18 protein-coding genes and 1 other annotated feature are annotated in these 19,991 nt (G+C 38.1%); of the genes, 2 read left to right on the top strand and 16 right to left on the bottom strand.

All coding sequences use genetic code 11. The features are described from left to right. Positions 1-6: 6 nt before the first annotated feature. The 13 genes from BCR25_RS18565 to BCR25_RS18505 all read right to left on the bottom strand — a co-directional run bounded on the left by BCR25_RS18565 (position 7) and on the right by BCR25_RS18505 (position 14,184). Positions 7-519, bottom strand: coding sequence for an adenine phosphoribosyltransferase (locus BCR25_RS18565; protein ID WP_069665104.1), 513 nt, complete (start codon positions 517-519; stop codon positions 7-9). Continuing rightward, on the bottom strand, positions 516-2,834 hold the full coding sequence (gene recJ, locus BCR25_RS18560) for a single-stranded-DNA-specific exonuclease RecJ (RefSeq protein WP_069665103.1): 2,319 nt from the start codon (positions 2,832-2,834) through the stop codon (positions 516-518). Before recJ ends, BCR25_RS18565 begins: the two co-directional genes overlap by 4 nt. A 137-nt stretch (positions 2,835-2,971) precedes the next feature. Beyond that, positions 2,972-3,403 (bottom strand): LapA family protein, encoded by a 432-nt coding sequence (locus BCR25_RS18555; RefSeq protein ID WP_069665102.1) that lies wholly within the window; start codon positions 3,401-3,403, stop codon positions 2,972-2,974. Positions 3,404-3,415: 12 nt separating this feature from the next. Next, positions 3,416-4,216, bottom strand: coding sequence for an SDR family NAD(P)-dependent oxidoreductase (locus tag BCR25_RS18550; protein ID WP_069665101.1), 801 nt, complete (start codon positions 4,214-4,216; stop codon positions 3,416-3,418). A gap of 12 nt (positions 4,217-4,228) precedes the next feature. After that, positions 4,229-5,161, bottom strand: coding sequence for a ribonuclease Z (gene rnz / locus BCR25_RS18545; RefSeq protein ID WP_069665100.1), 933 nt, complete (start codon positions 5,159-5,161; stop codon positions 4,229-4,231). A gap of 68 nt (positions 5,162-5,229) precedes the next feature. Continuing rightward, positions 5,230-6,525, bottom strand: coding sequence for a sensor histidine kinase (locus BCR25_RS18540; protein WP_069665099.1), 1,296 nt, complete (start codon positions 6,523-6,525; stop codon positions 5,230-5,232). After that, the gene (locus BCR25_RS18535) at positions 6,518-7,210 is read right to left on the bottom strand and encodes a response regulator transcription factor (RefSeq protein ID WP_069665098.1); all 693 of its coding nucleotides are present in this window, start codon (positions 7,208-7,210) and stop codon (positions 6,518-6,520) included. Before BCR25_RS18535 ends, BCR25_RS18540 begins: the two co-directional genes overlap by 8 nt. Positions 7,211-7,479: 269 nt before the next feature. After that, positions 7,480-8,052, bottom strand: coding sequence for a DUF1269 domain-containing protein (locus BCR25_RS18530; protein WP_069665097.1), 573 nt, complete (start codon positions 8,050-8,052; stop codon positions 7,480-7,482). Positions 8,053-8,122: 70 nt separating this feature from the next. Next, on the bottom strand, positions 8,123-9,988 hold the full coding sequence (locus tag BCR25_RS18525) for a carbohydrate-binding domain-containing protein (RefSeq protein WP_069665096.1): 1,866 nt from the start codon (positions 9,986-9,988) through the stop codon (positions 8,123-8,125). 9 nt (positions 9,989-9,997) lie between these two features. Next, positions 9,998-10,675 carry a DUF4956 domain-containing protein gene (locus tag BCR25_RS18520; RefSeq protein WP_069665095.1) on the bottom strand — a complete coding sequence of 226 codons (678 nt, stop codon included), beginning with the start codon at positions 10,673-10,675 and terminating at the stop codon, positions 9,998-10,000. Then, positions 10,665-11,396 (bottom strand): polyphosphate polymerase domain-containing protein, encoded by a 732-nt coding sequence (locus BCR25_RS18515; RefSeq protein ID WP_069665094.1) that lies wholly within the window; start codon positions 11,394-11,396, stop codon positions 10,665-10,667. Before BCR25_RS18515 ends, BCR25_RS18520 begins: the two co-directional genes overlap by 11 nt. 266 nt (positions 11,397-11,662) lie before the next feature. Beyond that, positions 11,663-12,937 (bottom strand): kynureninase, encoded by a 1,275-nt coding sequence (gene kynU, locus BCR25_RS18510; protein ID WP_069665162.1) that lies wholly within the window; start codon positions 12,935-12,937, stop codon positions 11,663-11,665. Positions 12,938-12,996: 59 nt separating this feature from the next. Further along, a complete protein-coding gene (locus tag BCR25_RS18505; RefSeq protein WP_069665093.1) occupies positions 12,997-14,184 on the bottom strand; it encodes an MFS transporter in 1,188 nt (395 codons plus the stop codon). A gap of 316 nt (positions 14,185-14,500) precedes the next feature. Here BCR25_RS18505 and BCR25_RS18500 point away from each other — a divergent pair, with 316 nt between their 5' ends. Next, on the top strand, positions 14,501-14,941 hold the full coding sequence (locus BCR25_RS18500) for an Lrp/AsnC family transcriptional regulator (RefSeq protein ID WP_069665092.1): 441 nt from the start codon (positions 14,501-14,503) through the stop codon (positions 14,939-14,941). 81 nt (positions 14,942-15,022) lie between these two features. Here the strand turns inward: BCR25_RS18500 and obgE are convergent, their stop codons facing one another. Beyond that, positions 15,023-16,336 (bottom strand): GTPase ObgE, encoded by a 1,314-nt coding sequence (gene obgE / locus BCR25_RS18495; protein WP_069665091.1) that lies wholly within the window; start codon positions 16,334-16,336, stop codon positions 15,023-15,025. Between the two features lie 511 nt (positions 16,337-16,847). Here obgE and gap point away from each other — a divergent pair. Then, entirely contained in the window at positions 16,848-17,858 is a 1,011-nt protein-coding gene (gap, locus tag BCR25_RS18490; protein WP_069665090.1) for a type I glyceraldehyde-3-phosphate dehydrogenase, read from the top strand. Between the two features lie 204 nt (positions 17,859-18,062). Here the strand turns inward: gap and BCR25_RS18485 are convergent, their stop codons facing one another. Together BCR25_RS18485 and fur are read right to left on the bottom strand one after the other, a co-directional pair. Then, on the bottom strand, positions 18,063-19,091 hold the full coding sequence (locus tag BCR25_RS18485; protein ID WP_069665089.1) for a 3-deoxy-7-phosphoheptulonate synthase: 1,029 nt from the start codon (positions 19,089-19,091) through the stop codon (positions 18,063-18,065). 65 nt (positions 19,092-19,156) lie between these two features. Next, positions 19,157-19,404: a binding site (T-box leader), on the bottom strand. 115 nt (positions 19,405-19,519) lie between these two features. Beyond that, entirely contained in the window at positions 19,520-19,987 is a 468-nt protein-coding gene (gene fur, locus BCR25_RS18480; protein WP_069665088.1) for a ferric iron uptake transcriptional regulator, read from the bottom strand. Between the last annotated feature and the right edge of the window lie 4 nt (positions 19,988-19,991).

Here is a 19,991-nt window from a genome sequence, read left to right as displayed (position 1 = left end):
TAGTATTTAATATTCCATTAACGTCACAATTTCATAATCACTGATTTTGTCACGCCCATGAAGATCCATCAACTCGATCAAAAATGCACAGCCGACAACGATTCCTCCAAGGGATTCAATCAGCTCTACTGTAGCTTTGATCGTACCGCCAGTTGCTAATAAATCATCGCAAATCAACACACGTTGTCCTGGCTGGATAGCATCTTTATGCAACGTCAATGTGTCGGTACCATATTCTAGATCATAGGTTACTTCAATTGTTTCACGAGGCAGTTTGCCTTTTTTACGTACAGGGGCAAATCCAACACCTAACTCATAAGCAACTGGACAACCTACGATAAACCCACGTGCTTCTGGTCCTACGACCATGTCGATTCTTTTTTCTTTTGCATAATCAACGATTTGCTTTGTTGCTTCACGATACGCATCTCCATTCGCCATCAATGGTGAAATATCTCTAAAGATAATTCCTTTATCCGGGTAATCGGGAATACTAGCAATATAATCTTTTAAATTCATTTTTGTACGTCCTCCTCATTCCACAGCCATTGTTGTAATGTCTCACGATCGCTGTATAGCAAAAATTCTTCTGTTTTAATTCTTTTTAAGCGAGTTTGATAGACCTTACTCTCCGTCAAGGGATGATTTTCAGGTTCTTCTACTTTTCTTAAAATACCGTTTTCTATTGTAACAAATCCTAGATCAAAAAACACCTGAATCATAAAAATTAATAATTTTTTTTGAATGTTTAAGAATTGCGCAACAGTATCCAACTTATAGCGAACATCAATTTGTTCCTGTTGTCTAACAAATTTATATAGCTGTGCGTATTGTTCTCTGGTTCCCGCACCATTTAGATAGGCTTCCTCTGGTGAGACGCCCATAAGATAAACTCGCTCTATTTTTCCGAGCTGCGTGATTTGTTTGAGCACGGAACGTTCCTCTGGACAGTCAACAAAAACGACCTGTTCTGCATGAGTTACCTTGATTTCATCTAAAATATCATCAATTTGGCTGAATAGTACGTGGTTTACAGCAACATCCTCAATCAGTTTTTGATTGTTTTTATCGAAATAAATGAACAAGGTATTGTTTTTAGGAATTTCTTTTTGGCGATTGTTTTTTCCACGTAAATCAAATAATTGTGTTCCTTCAATAGAAAAATCATTGACCATTAGTTGTGGTTTTTTATTGCCGTTCCACTCATTGACCGATAGTTGACCTGAAACATTTGTCTTCCCCTGACCTAGCTCGTCGATCTGGTTGCCCATTTGAAAAGCGATCGCATCTAGTTTAGCACCGGTTTGGACCAACTGAAATTTAAGATGGCTTTTATCTGCACCGATTTGACGGCTTTCCTCGATTGAGACATCTTCAAATAGAAAGTTTGGGACAGGATTATCTGTGCCAAACGGCGCCAAAATTTTTAATTGTTGGATAAAGGGAAGTGTGGCTTCGTCTACCTTCAAGATTTCATCGATTAACAATTCTTGTCCTTGCGAAAGATCGATTTGATTGGTTTCAAGAAACTCTACCAAATGCTTTTTCATTTTTGGAATATTTTCAACAGACAACGTCATACCAGCCGCCATGTGATGCCCGCCAAAGTGAATAAACTTTTCACGTATTTCATTTAACGCGTCAAATAGATTAAGCGCTGAGACACTTCTGCCAGACCCTTTTGCGCGTTCATTTTGCTCATCAATAGTCAGTACGATTGTTGGTTTGCCAGTCTCTTGCATGATTCTGCCAGCAACAATTCCTAAAACGCCCTCATGCCAGCCTTGTTTTGCAAGAATATGAATGGGATCTGCTGGATCGATCAGCTCAAAGGCTTCTTTGGTAATCGTCGATACGATTTCCTTGCGTTCTTCATTTTGTTGGTTGATACTCGTTGCGATTTGCTGCGCTTCTTCTTCATCGAAGGTTGTCATTAATTCGACACCTGGACTGGCATCGCCCAATCTGCCTAAAGCATTCAACCGCGGACCAATTGTAAATCCTATATTTTCTTCTGTAATGCTTTCTTTTTTTAAATCAGCCAAATGAATTAACATATCTAAACCAATTCGTTCACCTGTTTGGATCATTTCCAAGCCCATTTTCACAAGCACTCGATTTTCATCAGTTAGAGACACTAAATCAGCGATTGTACCGATGGCAACTAAGTCTAGAAATTCAACCGGCAGTTCTCCAAGCAAAGCAGTTGCAACTTTAAATGCTACTCCAACGCCTGCTAAATCACCAAAAGGATAGGCGCCTTGAGGATGCTTAGGATGGATGATCGCAAAAGCATTCGGCAGCTCTGCCGGTAATTCGTGGTGATCTGTAACGATAACATCGATCCCTTGTGCTGTAGCATAGTCGATCGCTTCATGACCAGCAACACCATTATCGACTGTTACGATCAACTGAGTTCCTTGCTCGATCTGCTCTTTGAATACAGATAAATTAGGACCATATCCATGAATAAAACGGTTTGGTAAAAAATAATCCACCTCACCGCCAATCAGCTCAATCGCTTCTTTCATGACGGTAGTACTAGTAATTCCATCGGCATCATAATCTCCATAAACTAAGATTTTCTGACCTTCAGCAACAGCATTTTGTATTCTGGTAATCGCTTTTTCCATATCATGGATCAAAAACGGATCATAAAGATCATTTATCGTTGGACGTAAAAAAGTTTCTAAGACTTCAGCTGATTGAATGCCACGATGCCATAGAATCTGTCCTAATAATGGATTGATTTTTTCATTTGTTAGTATTTCTGAAAACTCTGTCGGCAACTCTTTTTTTTCTTGTAATCGCCATGAATATTTTGCTTTTTTCACGTCACCACTCCTAACCAAGTAATTATACCAAATTCAGCACAAAAACTAAAGAAAGTCTCCCAGCTTTCTCAAAAATAAAAAGTGACGAATACATAACTTCAGCAAGCTATGTACTCATCACTTTGTATCAAATTTACTTACTCATCTTTATTCCTTGGTTTGGTAAAATGATCAACTCGACTTCCAACCGATTCTTGTTCGACAATTGGCTCTGTATCGGTTTGAGTTGCTGCATCATATTTAGCCTGTAAATCAGCCAATTGGTTTTCGTAGCTGCGTTTAACTTTTTCAACTTCTTCTTGTGCCATTTCATCTGTGTCATTTTTGTATGTTTCAATTGTTTTTTCAAGTTCTTTGATTTGTTTCTTTTGGTTCCAAATTGTAGTTGTCGATGTTAATAACCCAATCAAGGCACCAATGATTGCAGAACCTAGAATCGTCAAAATCAATGGTCCAGAAATTTTTGCAAAACCAAAATTAACGGGAACTGATTGACTATTTAAAACGGCAAAAACCACAATAACAAGGACTAACACAAGTCCAATAACCACACGCCACTGATTTTTCATTTGTCTTTCCTCCTATTTCTTATTCAACAAGCCACCTGCTAGAAAGTCTCCTACATGAGGAAATAATGTGTAAAAACGATATGCCCCTTCCATAATACGAGGACGATTAATCTCTCTTTTAAACGTGCCCATTGCATTGACAATTTCTTTTGCTAATGGTTTCGGTTCTAGTACAAAAAGATCCACTGATGCCAAGTAATCTCCTGAAGGATCGGCTTTATCAAAAAATTCCGTTTTGATTGGACCTGGATTAACTGTTGTCACAGCAACTCCTAAAGGCCGCAATTCCAAACGCAGCGCATTAGAGAAGCCTAAAACAGCAAATTTCGTTGCAGAATAAATCGTTGATTTTGCTGTCGCCATCTTACCAGCCATAGAGGCGATGTTGATAATGTGACCCGTCCCTCTTTCTGCCATCTGCAGCGCAGCTTTTTGAGTAAAGACCATCATTCCTAATACATTGACTTCAAACATACTTCTTGCTACCGCTAAGTCTGTGTCTAAAAAGTTTTCAAAGATACCAAAACCAGCGTTATTGACTAACACATCAATCGGTCCTACTTCTGCTTGGATTTTTTCAAAAACAGTATCTACATTTTCTGGATCTGCAATATCTAATTGAAAGGAGTAAGCAGCATTTCCGCTGTATTCTTCACACATTTCTTTGACCTTGCCGATCAAATTGATTCGTCTTGCACAAACAACGACAATTGCGCCTTTCTTAGCTGCTTCATAACAGATTTGTTCGCCTAACCCCGCAGAACCTCCTGTCACAACAACTACTTTATTCGTTAGATCTTGTCCTTTAAACATCATGTTTCCTCCTTATTCCTCTTTAAATGGTATGTCGATGATCTCCATATCTTTTACGATTTTAGTATTGGGGAAAATTTCTTTGGCTTCATTTTCCAGCTGAATAATATCACCTGTTAAATAGCGGGCGCTAATATGCGTCAAAATCAGCTTTTCAACATTCGCTTTTAAAGCAACTTGGGCTGCTTGATGACTAGTCGAATGGAAATACGCTTTCGCCATTTTTTCTTCATCCTTGTTAAAAGTACTTTCATGGACTAAAGTCGTTGCATTTTCAGCTAGCAGAACGCTATTATCCGTTTTTCTCGTATCGCCTAAAATCGTTACGATCCGGCCTTTTTTCCGGTCACCAACATACTCTTTTCCATCGATCACTTGTCCATCCGGTAACTCAACGATTTCTCCTCGCTTAATTTTTCCGTAGATTGGTCCAGAAGGAATATTTAATGCTTTCAGTCGTTCAACCTGCAGTTCGCCCTCATGATCAGCTTCAACGATCCGATAACCAAAGCTAGCAATTCCGTGATCGAGAGGCAAACATGAAACAGTGAATTGTTTATCAGAAAAAACAGTGCCTTCATTGGCAATTTCGATTATTTTCAATTCGTAAGACAACCTCGTTTGTGAGACTTTCAAAGCAGTACGTATAAACGAAGCAATGCCCACAGGCCCATAAACTTCTAAGCGTTCATTTCCTCCTTGAAATGAACGGCTGCTCAATAAGCCTGGCAAACCGAAAATATGATCTCCATGCAAATGAGTAATGAATATTTTCTCAATTTTTCTTGGTCGAATGTTACTTTTCAAAATCTGTAACTGCGTGCCTTCGCCGCAATCAAAAAGCCAAACGGCATTTCTTTCGTCTAATAACTTTAATGCAATACTGCTTACATTACGATGCTTTGCTGGAACCCCAGCTCCTGTACCTAAAAATTGTAATTCCATGGGCTACCTAACTTTCTTTAAACTTCCTCTTTATTTTAGAAGAAAGTCGTTGCTTTAGCAAATAATTTTTATTTTACTGGAAAACGCAGTGTAACTGTCGTTCCTTTAGGTTCAGTATCTGTTATTTCAATTTTCCCTTGATGTTCATCAACGATCCATTTGGCAATCGCCAAACCTATGCCATTTCCACCAGTCTTCCGATTTCTAGACTCTTCACCACGATAAAAGCGTTCAAAAACCGCTGCTTTTTTATCATCAGCAATACCAATACCAGTATCGCTGACTTTGATAATCCACTCTCCGTTTTTCACTGTAGAAAAAACAACGATTCGTTCGCCTGCTATTGTATATTTCAAGGCATTATCCAAAATAATGATCAATAGCTGATGTATTCTCTTTTTATCGAAAATCAGCTGCTGTTCTTCTCCTAAATCGATCGTAAATTGTTTCTCTTCGGCAACGGCTAATTCTTGATAAGGTAGTAAAAGTGTATTTAAAAACAGATTGATTTTTACTGGTTCTTTTTCTAATGTTAAGGAGTTCGAATCTGAACGAGCCAATAGTAATAAGTCACTTGTTAATTGACTTAAGCGCTGAACTTCATCTAAAGACAGAGCAATTGTTTCGGATTCTTCTAAAATCGTGTGGTTTGGTTTGGTAAATAATTTTTCTAATTTCGCTTGAATAATCGCCAGTGGGGTTCTTAATTCATGCGAAGCATTTTCCACAAATTCCTGTTGTTTTTTCCATGATACTAAAATAGGTTTCATAAACCACTTTGAAAGAAGATAACTCAAGCCGATCGATAATAAACCAAAGACGACCATACAAATAATCAAAATCTGCTTAAATCGTTCCACCGTTGCCTTAATAGGATCTGTATTGACCAATAGCTGGATATAAGCAACGTCCTCTTGTCCTTTTACTGCCAAAGTAATGGAACGAAACTGCAAGGAGCGGTCATTGCTGTCTTTAGTTTGGACATTTGTGATTTTGTTTAAATCCTCTGTTGATAATTTCAACTCTTGAAAATCATAGAAACGAGAACCTAGTTCTGTTTCATTTACGATTTCTCCGTCCGCAGACCAAAGGATCACTTGTTGTTGAAAATTATTAGGCGGTGGCGTATCGAATTTACCAAGCGTCTGCGCCTTGTTTTGGAGGGGGCCTTTTTTCATTAGTTGATGCTGTAGAAATTTCTCATCTGTTGAAAGACGTTGCAGATCACTGTCGACAGATTGATAGATCGATGTTTGAAGTAACTGAAAAACAATCAATCCTAAAATCAAAAAAATACTGGCAAAAGAAATCAGATTCATTAAAAAATAGTTGATCCGTTGCTTTTTATTCAACTGCTTATTCATGTGCTTTCTCCTCAGGAACCTCAAAAAGATAGCCCACGTTTCTTAATGTTTTGATCCAGCAATCCAGTCCAAAAGGCTTCAGATTTTTTCTAAGATTGCTCATATAGACTTCAACTACAGTCAATGTCGTATCTGATTGAAAGCCCCAGATTCGATCAAACAACTGATCTTTAGTAATGATCCTGCCACGATTTTGCATGAGATAATGCAACAGCTCAAATTCTTTTCCTTGCAGCGTCAATTCGTTTTCTTTAAAGTGAACTTGACGATTGTCTGGATCTAAGCGTAAATCAGCTACCACCAATTCATTTTTTCCATTCATCCCTAAAGAGCGTCTAGCAAGTGCTTGTACACGCAACAGTAATTCTTCACGATGAAACGGTTTGGTTAAATAGTCATCTCCGCCATTTTTAAAGCCATTGACCTTGTCTTGCAGTCCATCTTTAGCCGTTAAAATCAAGACTGGCGTATAAATATTTTTCTTTCTCAGAGCAGTCAAAACTTCTTCACCGGACATCAACGGCAACATTAAATCTAATACGATCAAGTCATAAATCCCTCTCTCTCCTTCGTAAAGAGCTTCTTCACCATCGTAAACTTGATCGATTTCGCCTAATTCAGATAAAATCTCCAAGATGCTATCTGATAAAATTTCATCATCTTCTACTAAAAGTATTTTTAACATTTACATTCCCACCTTTTTACTCAAAAAAAGAAGACGGAAAGCAACAGCCTTTGTGTCACGTCTTCTTTATGCACTATGTATTTACAGACATCCTATACCTATTGACAAAACGCAAATGAAGCACAAACAAGCATCGACTTCATTTGCCATTTTTTCAAAGAGGATGAGACAGAAGACATCGCTTCTGTTCTCACCATTTATCCGAATTCTATGTGAGCGGGATATGACTCAAAGCATTATGTCCCACTCAGAGATCATTCATTCAAGTATCAATTCTCTGTTTTTTCATTTGATCCTTGCTTTTTGTTTTGCCAAGATTTCTCTGCGGAATCTTTCGTTTCTTTTTCAACAGCTTTTGCATCAGAAATTTCTTTTTCTACATCTTCAAAATCTAAGCGGGTAATTTCGCCGCCTAGTTCATTCATGATCAAGTGATTCAACGGACGATTGTCTTCTTCATCAGCAATCAAGATCAAACCTGTTTCACCTTCACCGATTTGTTTCGTCACATGCTCGAAGACTGTTTGAGCTCCTTGAATTTCTTTTGCATCTTGGGTTGCACCTAAAAGGCTTCCGGCAAACCAGCCGAGTAAAATCCCCAAGGGGCCACCTAAAATCCCAATCAGCATCCCGATCATACTATTTTTTGAGGTATGATCATTGCCGGTGAAATCAAGAAAATCGTCGATTTTAAACTGATGGACACCATCATTAACATGCGTAACCACAGCCATCTGTTCTCCTTTGATTTGTTTTTCCACATATAATTTTTTTATTTCTGAAAATGCTTGATACGCTTGACTTTCTACTTCAAAATGCATAATGATCACTCTTTTTGACATCGTATCCACCTCATTTTGTTTGATGTTTCTATTTTAGCAATAAAGTAGGTCATAAAGCAATGAAAATCAATTACATCGGGGGCTGACCGCCGCTGGGTCCGCCCATTTGATTGCCGCTGACCACATTTCCTGATTGATCTACTGAGGTTGGGATATCATCAATAGAAATCGTCGCTAGTTCGGTTCCGTTTGTATACGTGCCATCAGAGAATAGACCATTTTTCTTGGTGCCAGTATCTTCTCCACCTGAAGATAACGTCACCTTTTCTCCAACTTTCAGTTTTGGTGAGCTAATCGCGATATGAGAAAAATCTTTATCTGGTGCGATTGTAAGAATGGTTTCACCTGCTTCATTTTTTAAATTGATCACCGTCCCTGCTTTTTGTGTTTCATCAAAATAGATACTGAGACTTGCTTGTGAGGAAGAGTCACTCGCGCTCATCGCCATACCGGAACTTCCACTAGCTGCAAACGTACCCCCTTCTATTGTAAACGTGCCATCATAATCTAACGCAGCATTTCCGCCATCAAGCGGGCCGTTAACAAGAAGCGTGCCGCCAGTCATACGAACATCTCCATTACTATCGATACCATCTCCATCCGCATCGACAAAAACTGTTCCTCCAGAGATTTCAATGAATTTCGTACTGTCTCCACCACCGCCTGGTTCACCAAAGGAATCTGCACCAAAAGGTCCTTCTTGTGCTGCTTCATCAGTGCTTCCACCAGCGGCATTGATTCCGTCATCTGATGCTTTCACAGAAATGTCTCCATCTTTGATAGTTACTGTAGCGCCTTCTAAGCCTTCGTAAGACTGACCGACAGTTATTTTTCCATTGTTGATCAGCAAATCTGTATCTGCATGTATCCCATCATCGCCACTAGTTAATAAAAATGTACCATTGTTGATCGTTACTTTGCCATTAGAGTGAATACCGTCATCTGCTGTGTTCAACTCAAAGCTACCATCATCGATAAGAATATTTCCGGAAGCTTTTAAACCTTTATAACTTGCCGTCGTATCAATAGATGAATCGTCATAGCCATTCGCAGTTTGAATTTTTACTTCGGCTGTCGCTATGGACAAATTGGTTTCAGCTTGAATCCCATCATTCCCAGATTGAATAGTAAAACTTCCTCCATCAATAGCAACCCAGCCTTTCTCAGCATCAGTTGCATTATTTGCTTGAATACCGTCTCCTTCAGTTGTTTTTAAGGTAAATGTACCCTCTGCGATCGAAACAGAATCTTTCCCTTTTAATGCATTATTTTTAGCTGTTACATTGACGGTGCCGTTCGTAATAACTAAGTCGTCCTTACTGCGAATCCCATTACTATAGTTTCCTGATACAGTTAGTGTACCAGAGCCATTGATCGTTAAATCATCTTTACTAAAAAAAGCAGCATCTGGTTCTGTAACATCGGCAGAAGAAAACGTATAATCTGTGCCATCAGATAAATTATTTTTTGAACCTTCCGCTAATGTTGTGATTACTTTTTTTGCCTGCTCAACGTAAATTGCTGAAGAAGAATCGTTGGTAATCGTAACATTGTTCAACACTAAACGAACAACTTCGTCTTTAGCACTAATCTTTATTTGACCTTGATAATCGCCTGATAAAATGTACGTGCCCCCAGCAGTGATCGAGATAACGCCATCTTTTTCAGTGGCTCCTGTGCCGTCGATTTTGCTGCTTGACTGATTTAAATTTATTTTTGTAGCGTTATCTTCCTCGTAGCTCTCATCAAAATCTGCTTCATCATAAGAACCATATTCATTTGCAGCAGTTTTCTTTGTCTGTGCAACCGCACTAGTAGACACTTGGGTTGTACTAGCCTTCGTTGTCTTTTCAGCATTTGATCCTTCTTGACTGCAACCACTGATAGCTAATAGAACGAATGCCAATAATGCTATGTTTAAGCGACTTTTTTTCATCTATTTCACCTACAATTCTTCTCTATTTGTGGATACTTTTCCGGAAATGATCGTTAAGTTCCCATTTCTGACACGCATTGCATCCATTAATTCTTTTTCTGTTCCACTATCTTTTAACGTAACCCGGTAACGTAATTCATACAGGCTACCCATATTCGTCGTTTTAACTGAATCCAGAGTAGCCGAGTAGGCATATTCATGAAATAGATCATCAAATAAACCAGGGTAATCTAAGTCTTCCGGAATCGTGATTTTTATTTCTCTTTCTGCCACCTTTTGTTTTTCACCAAAATGAAGTGTGTTAAGTAGTAATAAGAAAAGAGCAATAATAACAGAAAAAAGTGCGATATACCCAACAAAGCCCATGCCTGTTGCCAAACCAATACCCATTGACCAAAAAATACTAGTGATCTCTCTTGCACCACCGGCTACCGAACGGAATCTAATCAAACTAAATGCACCTAAAACAGCTACACCTGTTCCTAAATTCCCATTGACAAGCATAATAACCAGCTGAACTAAGACAGGCAAAACGGCTAATGTGATGACAAAATTTTTACTGTATACATTTCTGTACATGTGTACACATGCGACTAAAAGACCTAATACAACAGAAGTAACAATGCAAACAAGCAGTTGTTTATACGATAAATCTACAGAACTTTCCACTAACAAACTAGACAACATGATAAAAATCCTCCTTGTGGTATAAATAACGCTGATAGGCTTGAGCATATTTGGAAAATGAACTTGGATAAATATCCAAATCTGCTAAAATTTCAGAAAACCATAACGGGTATGCGCCTAATGCTTTTACCTCCATCAATACATCGATTTCTGGTGCTACCTTTTCTCCATAATCTGATAAATTTTCTTGATAGAATCGTTCTTCTCTATAGCGAATATTGAAGTCAAACGTTACTCGAAACTCTTCATCTTCTGCTGCAAACAACGCGCGCCGATCATAAGCAATCATTACCTTAGGCTCCAATCTCTTTCTGGCAAAAAGCCAGTCGATTTCTTGTTTGATTTGCTGATCTTTTGCACTGACCAGTTTAAAAGAATGTGGATGTTGAAGGTATTTTTTGGCTGACTGATAAGACAAGGCAATACGGCGTTTGTAAACAACGCCCTGTACTTTCTTTTTTATTTCTAAAAATACATTAGAAGATTCAGTGGGAATGCCATAGCTTCTAATTCTAAACTTTTCCTTATATGCAGGCTTAGCAATAGAATGCCTGATCATTTCGTAATCATGAGTATCAAAATAGACAGACATGATCGTATGTAGTCCGTATTCATCCTCTTGCATATGAGGGAATAACTTCTCTCTTAATTTATGGTATGTTTCATTAGACAATGCATATTTTTTTTCTTTTCTTTGAAAACTATTTTTTAGCTTGACCATATTCATCTCTCCTTTGACTAAACACATAGTAATCAATGAAACATAAACAAAGCTTAAAGGAGTCAAAAAATAGTTTTACACCAAAAAAAGCGTGAGTGAGATATGACTCTTCGAGTCATATCTCACTCACGTGGAATCCTTATAAACGACGGTGGGAGCAGAAGCGATCCCTTCTGTCCTATCCTCACCCAGTATCTGAATAAGTTTCATTCCTGTGACAACACTGAAAATTTCAGTATAGCTGTTATTCATCTCACTGATTTGTTTTAAACAACGAGTGTCCGTTCATTACTAAAAACTTCATATCTTTTTTCTACAACGATTTCTTCTAGTATTTCAACGAGTGTATAAACCTCTTCATACGTATTATACAACGCGATAGGAGCCAGACGGATCACATTTGGTTCTCTGAAATCTGGAATCACATTCGCTTCTTTCAATGCTTTACAAATTCTGTAAGCTTCTTTGTGCTCTAAACAAACATGTCCTCCTCTACGATGATCTTCGCGAGGGTTCCCCACACTAAAGCCATAACGCTCCAATTTTTCGTCAATCAGATACATCAGATACGCAGTAATCAAAAGTGATTTTTCCCGAATGTTTTTCATTCCTACTTCATTAAAAATATTCAAGGTACCTTCTAAGGGCGCCATCGCTAAAAAGCTCGGCGAACCAATTTGCCAACCGCTTGCATCTTGCTGATGCTCAAACTGTTGTTTTAGTTCAAACTGTGTATCATCCTTGTTGCCCCACCAGCCAGCAAGTCCTGGAGTTTCATTAAAATGTTTTCTATTCATATACAATCCTGCAATCGAACCTGGTCCTGCCGATAGATATTTATACGTACACCAAACCGCAAAATCCGGCTGAATATCTTTAAAATCCATCGGAATAGCACCGATCGCATGACATAAATCCCAACCGATTAAAATCCCTCTTTCATGGGCTGCTTCTGTAACACGTTTCATATCAATTATTTGAGAGCTTCTGTATAAAACTGTAGGCAGTAGAATAAGTGCTACATCGTCTGTCATAGCATTGATCACGGCTGTCTCATCAATCAAACGTCCATCTAAACTTTCAACTACTTTTACAGCATCGTTTGGTTCATAACCATGAAGACGGACCTGACTGTCTACGGCATAACGATCGGTAGGGAAATTTAAATCATCCACTAAAATTTTATACCGTTTTTTTGTTGGCTTGTATAATGTACTGATACATTGATGGATATTTGTTGTGGTACTTCCTGTAATCACAATTTCATCTGGATATGCATTAATCAGCGGTGCCGATAATTCACCCAATTTCCCTGCATAATGAAATAGACCATCCCATAATTTGATGCCTTCATTTTTCCAAATATCCAGCATATTTTGTAAGGCCTTTTCTGCATCTTTAGAAGCTAAGCCCAAAGAATTGCCGTCCATATAGATTTCATTTGGTTGTACATAAAATCGTTCTCTAATCGCTTTAAGCGGATCCTGTTCGTCCAGCCATTGTGCATATGCACGATCTTCTTGAAATGTATTATTCATCATTTTCACCATTCCTCTTCTCTTCTTCGATACTGCTCAGAAAACAATCTAACTGCAAATTTCTAAGTAAAAATACTTGTTTTATTTCGTTTGACAAAACTGAACACGGCTAAAAGAGCAATCGCACCAAGACCACTCAATAGAATAATTGCGCTTGTCCACGATTGTGTTTTTTCAGTCAGTCCAGTGACTAAAGGAGTTCCTATAAAAATTCCGATATAATAAAATAGATTGATAAATGAAATACTGGCTCCTATCAGCTGTTTTTGTTCAATTACCTTAGGCGCCAAAATCATCACACATGAGGAAGCCAAACTGGCTCCAGCCGATAAGGCAAACGACTGTCCAATAATCGTCCATTCATTTGATAAAAAGCCTGCCCAGATTGTTGCAAGAAACAATGAAAAAAAGGCCCCGACAATAACAGCAACTCCTTTTTTCGTTTTATCGATCAAATAACCTGCTAAAGCGCCAAAAGGAATGCCAAACAATCCAAAGTAACCTGTATATTGATTTGCTGACACCTCTGATAGTCCATATAATTGTGTATAAATCAATGGATATAGGTTGATGAAAGTAAAAAGAATAAAAGCTAGACAGCCTTGTGCTAATGCTAAAAACCATATCAATCTATTTCTTAACGCTTTTCTTATTCCAATTCGCTCTTTTTGAGAACTGTCCTCAATTTCGCTGGGCGGTTCATCAAATAAAAACAAATATAAAAGCAATAAGCAGATGGAAATTCCTGCAATCAACAGCCACGGAGATCGCAAACCATAAGCTTGCGTCATTGGTTTGAAAAAATTCATAGCCAACATTGACCCTAATGCCGAGAACGTTCCCCAAACACCTGTTGCAATGCCACTTTTTCCGCCCTTAAACCAAAAATTGATCAAAACGATTCCTACCATGATAATCATTGAAAATGAAATACCTTCTACTATTCTAGAAAGGAACAAAGAAAAAAAATGTGTAGAAAAAAAGCCCCAAAGATTACCTACTGCTAAACAACACATCAAACCAACAAGTAACTTCTTGGCACCAAAACGTGAAACTAAAGCGCCGCCAGGGATCGCTAAAAAAATACCAGATACTGTAAAAACAGACATCAGCCACGAAACAAGTGATAGAGGAATCCCAAGTTCCTGCCCTAGCTCATTTTGAATAGGAACCAATTTCAACTGACTTAATGAAACCACTACACCACCCAAATACAACAACAAAAATTTTATCCATTTGTTCCTTACCATCAAGAACACTCCTTTTTGGCTCCTTTTTTGATTGAAGAAACAATCCTTTTACTAGTAAAATGGTCAAACCACCTCAAGATAGCCTAATCATAACGGAATTCTTGATTTTTTGTATATAGAAATCTGAACAAAACAAAAGCAGATTCTTTTCAAAGCAAAGAAGATAGAAGACATTTTTTTACAATGTGGAATAAGACTAACTATCTCATCTCTTGTTTTTTAAACATCTAATACAAAAATATCTAGAAAAACGATGGTTTATCCACTATAATGAATGTACAAAATAAATCACACTATAGAACAAGGAGATGAAGCAATGGACACAATCGATCAAAAACTATTACAAATCCTGCATGAAAATTCCCGCATTTCAATTGTTGATATTTCACGAAAAATAAATTTGAGTCGTCCAAGCGTAAAAGAAAGAATCGACAAATTAGTTGAGAAAGGCACGATAAAAAGTTTCACGATTCAAACTAACTTAAATTCCCTCAACGAATCGATTACTTTTTTTAGCGAATTAAGTCAGGTCAGTCTCTCTATGGAAAAAATCATTCCTCTACTAAAAAACACCCAACAAGTAAATGAGGTCCACATTATCAGCGGAGAAGTGAATTATTTAGTAAAGGCGACAGTAACCAATACGTCAGAAATGAAAGATTTACTTTCAAAGTGGATGGTCTTTGCAAAAGTCAAAAGCTCAATCATCCTTGATACGCCGATTGAAAACCAGTTTCATTTTAACATTGAAGACTGACACCTGAAACTAGTGTAACCAAAGAGGAATACTGATAGAAATAAAAAAAAGCCGATCAATGATCAGCTTTTTTCTCAATTATTATTCAACAAATTCAAACTCAAATTCAGCGATTCTGACAATGTCACCATCTTTTGCTCCGCGTGCTCGTAATGCTTCATCCACACCCATTCCACGCAATTGACGTGCAAAGCGCATCACACTTTCATCATGTTCAAAATTGGTCATTTGGAATAGTTTTTCTAATGATTCTCCTGATAAGATCCAAGTAGCATCTGAATCACGATCGATGCTAAACTGCGGACCTTCCGCTTGAAAGCCATAATGAACAGTATCTTCAACGATCTCCTCTTCATATAATGGAAACTCAGGGGTCACATCTAATAAATCAGCAGTCGCATTTAACAAAGGATCGATTCCTTTGCGCGAAATACCAGAAATTGGGAAAATCAGTAAATGATCGGCATACTCATCTGTTCGCTCTTTTTCGATCTGCTCTTTAAACTTTTTCAAATTCTCTTCGGCTTCAGGCATATCCATCTTATTCGCAACAATAATTTGCGGACGCTCCATTAAACGCAGATTATGTGAAGCCAGTTCTTTATTGATAGCTAAATAATCTTCATATGGATCACGGCCTTCCATTCCACTCATATCGATTACATGGAGAATAACTCTTGTTCGTTCGATATGACGTAAAAACTGCGTTCCTAAACCGACACCTTGTGAAGCTCCTTCGATCAATCCTGGTAAATCAGCTGCCGCAAAACTACGACCATCACTTGTTGAAACCATTCCAAGGTTTGGCACCAAAGTCGTAAAATGATAGGCACCGATTTTAGGACGTGCAGAAGAAATAACTGAAAGTAATGTAGACTTACCCACTGATGGGAAACCAACTAAGCCGACATCTGCTAAGACTTTTAATTCCAGCTCGATTCGTCTTTCCTGTCCCGGTTCACCATTTTCAGCGATTTCCGGTGCTGGATTTTTAGCTGAAGCAAAACGGATATTGCCACGACCGCCACGGCCGCCTTTAGCTACTGTCAAAGTTTGACCATTCTCAATCAGATCACCAATCAACACTCCTGTGTCAGCATCACGGACAGTTGTACCAGGTGGAACCTTAACAAAGGTATCCTCAGAGCCGCGACCATGCATACCTTTACTCATACCGTTTTCTCCCGGCTGAGCTTTAAAGTGACGATTGAAACGGAAATCCATCAACGTCCGTAAACCCTCTTCGACAATCAGAATCACATCACCACCGCGACCACCGTCTCCACCAGCTGGTCCGCCGTCTGGTACATATTTTTCTCTACGAAAAGCAACCATTCCGTCTCCGCCTTTACCAGCTTTAACATCGATCGTTACTTGATCTAAAAACATGGACATAATTTGTCCTCCTATTCTTAAAGAAGTTGAGACAAAATCAGTTGCGTTGAAAACAGCTTCTTCTATCTCACCATTTATTTGGATTTAACTAGTCATCACAAAACACTTATTAAGTTTTGCTACTCTTTTCAAGAGCAAATGCTGTTTGAAAGCCTTTCTTATTGTAAAGGTTAATGCTGGATTTGTCTAGCCAAATTCGTCAATATGAGCGGAAATTAACGATTGTTGAAGACATGGAGATACTTGCTTTCACTATTTTCACATCATTAAAATAAATAAAATGAAAAACAATATTTTTGACAAAAATCGAAAAGGCGTTCATGCTACAAGTATAGCGTTGAGAATCTTTTATTTATAAAAAGGTTCGATCCTGTCTATTGCTGATACGTCTTTTGAACGAATACGTGCAGCAATTGATTTCATTAAGTCGTAGGTTTTGTATAAACGGTAAGTGGCTATTAAAAAATTTTGAGTAGTCCCTAGCCTTAATTATCAAAGGAGGAAATTTAGCATGACAGTAAAAGTAGGTATTAATGGTTTTGGTCGTATCGGACGTCTCGCATTTCGTCGTATCAAAGAAGTTTCTGATGATATTGAGGTAGTAGCGATTAATGATTTGACTAGTCCGACAATGTTAGCACAATTATTGCAGTTCGATTCTACACACGGAACGTATCCAGGAACTGTAACTGCGACAGATGATTCAATCGTCGTTGATGGTCAAGAAACAAAAGTTTATGCAGAAGCTGATGCCAGTAAATTAAAATGGGTAGAAGAAAATGGTGTAGATATTGTATTGGAATGTACTGGATTTTACACTTCTAAAGATAAAGCACAAGCTCATTTAGATGCAGGTGTAAAACGTGTCGTGATTTCTGCTCCTGCCGGAGATATGAAAACGATCGTATATAACGTAAATGATGACACCTTGACTCCTGATGATAAAATCATTTCAGCAGGCTCTTGTACAACGAACTGTTTAGCTCCAATGGCTTATTTCTTAAATAATGAATTTGGTATCGAAGTCGGAACTATGACAACTGTTCACGCCTATACCTCTACGCAAATGTTGTTAGATGGACCTGTTAAAGGCGGCAATTTACGTGCGGCGCGTTCAGCAGCAGATAATACGATTCCCCACTCAACTGGAGCTGCTAAAGCAATCGGTTTAGTTATTCCAGAATTAAATGGAAAATTACAAGGTCATGCCCAACGTGTCCCAGTAGTAGATGGATCATTAACAGAATTAGTATCAATATTAAAAACAAAGGTAACCGCTGATCAAGTAAATGAAGCGATCAAAAAACATACAGTTGATAACCCATCATTTGGTTATGATGATCGTGAAATTGTTTCTGGTGACGTGATAGGTACAACCGAAGGCTCGATCTTTGACCCTACTCAAACCGAAGTAACTTCAGCTGGAGAATTCCAGTTAGTCAAAACAGTCGCTTGGTATGACAATGAATATGGTTTCACTTGTCAAATGATTCGTCTATTAGAAAAATTCGCAAACCAATAAAGAAGAACATTTCAATAAAAAAAGGAGGCTGAGACAAAAGCGTTTAGCTCCAAGAAATAAGAAGTAATTCACGAAAATTGCTCTTCAAATTTTTGTGAATTTCGGCTTATTTCCGAAGGAGCTGCTTTTTTCTCGCCGTTTATTTGGGTTTAGAGAGCGAAACAAAACGGATTTTCAGTTTTGTCCCGCTCTCTGTTCATTTAATTAACTATTTTCTGCAATATATTCGACTAAACGCTCTGTTTCAGCCCAACCTAAGCACGGATCAGTAATCGATTGACCAAACACTTTACCATTGGCTTCTTGACGCCCATTTTCGAGAAAGCTTTCGATCATGAAACCACGTACCCATTGCTTCATATCATCATTCCACGAGCGATTGATTAAGGTTTCTTTCACAATTCTGACTTGCTCTTTATATTGCTTGCCAGAGTTATCGTGATTCGTGTCAATCACGATGAATGGATTTTTGTATTGACCTGATTTATAGTGCTCAACAACCTTTAACAAATCCTCGTAATGATAATTAGGCAAGTTTTCACCATACTCATTTAATCCGCCGCGTAAAACAACGTGAGCTAATGGATTAGCACTTGATTCTACTTCCATTCCGTTAAAGATGAATTCTTGTTTTTGCTGTGCAGCATATAAAGAATTGAATAACACTTTTAAATTACCACTCGTTGGATTTTTCATACCCGTCGGCTGATCGATCCCGCTGGCAACGAACCGATGTTGCTGATCCTCAACTGAACGCGCCCCCACTGCAATATAGCTAACTAGATCCTCGACAAACTCTAAATTCTCAGGATATAGCATTTCATCTGCTGTAGTTAAGCTAGTTTCGCTGATTACTCGGTTGTGCAGACTACGAACTGCGGCGATCCCTTGAATCAAGTTGCTTTCACCTTCAGGATTTTGTTGGTGAAGAAGCCCTTTATACCCATCTCCATTGGTTCTAGGTTTATTGGTATAAACTCGCGGAACCATAAATACCTTGTCTTGCACTCGTTCTTGTAATTTTGCTAAACGTGTGACATATTCCATCACTGCGTCTTCATCATGAGCGGAACAAGGACCAATCAATAATAATATTTTTTGACTTTTTCCTTCAATAATATTTTTTAACTCCTGATCCCGAATGGCTTTCTTTTCTGCTTGCTGCGTTGTTAATTTCGATAATGATTTTACTTGTGCAAAATCGATCGGCTGACTCAATGCTTTAAAACTCATAGGATGACTCCCCCTTCATTTTTCTACTACCCAAACAATAAAAAAAGCCCCGCCTTTTCATTTCTGAAAAGGACGAGACTCAAAAACTCGTGTTACCACCTTTGTTTACAATCAGTTCACACTCATTGCCTTAATAGGTACAATCTTAACTATACCCTGGCACAATAACGGGTGCGCAATAACCGTCACAGCCTACTTCATTCGGTGTGAAGTTCAAAGAGGAATTCAGATACATCAGGTTTGTGCGCCTCTCAACAACCGGCAACTTTCTGTACACCTAGTGTGTCTTACTAGTTCTTATCGATACTTTTATTGTTTATTGAAGCTATTGTATGAGATTATGTGGGTATTGTCAATCATTTTTTTAATAAATAAAAAAAGACAAAACAAATGCATTCCTAAAAATAACATTCGTTCTGTCTTTTTCTCTAGTTTTTTGATTGGTTTTTCTTCGTTTGTTGGCAGTTTTCGCAAATGCCGTGAAACGTCAATCGGTGATCTTTCACCATAAAATGATAGCGCTGTTCAATCACCTGTTCCACTTCACCTAAAAGATCTTCTTCTACTTCTTCAATGTTCCCACATTCCAAGCACAATAGATGATGATGAAAATGTTTTGCCCCTTCTTTTCGTAAGTCATAACGAGCTAATCCATCATTAAAACTTACTTTGTCGACGACTTTTAAGTCAGTTAAAATTTCTAGTGTACGATAAACAGTTGCTAATCCAATTTCCGGGCTTTTTTGTTTAACTAAAAAATAGATCTCTTCTGCTGATAAATGATCTTTTTCATTTTCCAGTAAAACCAAAACTGTTGCTTCTCGTTGAGGCGTCAGTTTAAAACCAGATTCATGTAATTGTTGTTTTGTTTTCTTTAAAGCAGCAGTTGAATCCATACTC

The organism is Enterococcus termitis (assembly GCF_001730305.1).
In the GTDB taxonomy this organism is placed as follows: Bacteria; Bacillota; Bacilli; order Lactobacillales; family Enterococcaceae; genus Enterococcus_L; species Enterococcus_L termitis.
Note: the sequence above shows the minus strand (reverse complement) of the source record. Positions and strands in the feature narration are given on the sequence as shown.

What these genes read in the sequence shown, in the direction of transcription:
- BCR25_RS18525 (WP_069665096.1), bottom strand. Translation starts at nt 9,988, where the DNA reads ATGAAAAAAAGTCGCTTAAACATAGCATTATTGGCATTCGTTCTATTA.
- BCR25_RS18565 (WP_069665104.1), bottom strand. Translation starts at nt 519, where the DNA reads ATGAATTTAAAAGATTATATTGCTAGTATTCCCGATTACCCGGATAAA.
- BCR25_RS18485 (WP_069665089.1), bottom strand. Translation starts at nt 19,091, where the DNA reads ATGAGTTTTAAAGCATTGAGTCAGCCGATCGATTTTGCACAAGTAAAA.
- rnz (WP_069665100.1), bottom strand. Translation starts at nt 5,161, where the DNA reads ATGGAATTACAATTTTTAGGTACAGGAGCTGGGGTTCCAGCAAAGCAT.
- BCR25_RS18550 (WP_069665101.1), bottom strand. Translation starts at nt 4,216, where the DNA reads ATGTTTAAAGGACAAGATCTAACGAATAAAGTAGTTGTTGTGACAGGA.
- fur (WP_069665088.1), bottom strand. Translation starts at nt 19,987, where the DNA reads ATGGATTCAACTGCTGCTTTAAAGAAAACAAAACAACAATTACATGAA.
- BCR25_RS18500 (WP_069665092.1), top strand. Translation starts at nt 14,501, where the DNA reads ATGGACACAATCGATCAAAAACTATTACAAATCCTGCATGAAAATTCC.
- BCR25_RS18505 (WP_069665093.1), bottom strand. Translation starts at nt 14,184, where the DNA reads ATGGTAAGGAACAAATGGATAAAATTTTTGTTGTTGTATTTGGGTGGT.
- obgE (WP_069665091.1), bottom strand. Translation starts at nt 16,336, where the DNA reads ATGTCCATGTTTTTAGATCAAGTAACGATCGATGTTAAAGCTGGTAAA.
- BCR25_RS18530 (WP_069665097.1), bottom strand. Translation starts at nt 8,052, where the DNA reads ATGTCAAAAAGAGTGATCATTATGCATTTTGAAGTAGAAAGTCAAGCG.
- BCR25_RS18535 (WP_069665098.1), bottom strand. Translation starts at nt 7,210, where the DNA reads ATGTTAAAAATACTTTTAGTAGAAGATGATGAAATTTTATCAGATAGC.
- gap (WP_069665090.1), top strand. Translation starts at nt 16,848, where the DNA reads ATGACAGTAAAAGTAGGTATTAATGGTTTTGGTCGTATCGGACGTCTC.
- BCR25_RS18555 (WP_069665102.1), bottom strand. Translation starts at nt 3,403, where the DNA reads ATGAAAAATCAGTGGCGTGTGGTTATTGGACTTGTGTTAGTCCTTGTT.
- BCR25_RS18520 (WP_069665095.1), bottom strand. Translation starts at nt 10,675, where the DNA reads ATGTTGTCTAGTTTGTTAGTGGAAAGTTCTGTAGATTTATCGTATAAA.
- kynU (WP_069665162.1), bottom strand. Translation starts at nt 12,937, where the DNA reads ATGATGAATAATACATTTCAAGAAGATCGTGCATATGCACAATGGCTG.
- BCR25_RS18540 (WP_069665099.1), bottom strand. Translation starts at nt 6,525, where the DNA reads ATGAATAAGCAGTTGAATAAAAAGCAACGGATCAACTATTTTTTAATG.
- BCR25_RS18515 (WP_069665094.1), bottom strand. Translation starts at nt 11,396, where the DNA reads ATGGTCAAGCTAAAAAATAGTTTTCAAAGAAAAGAAAAAAAATATGCA.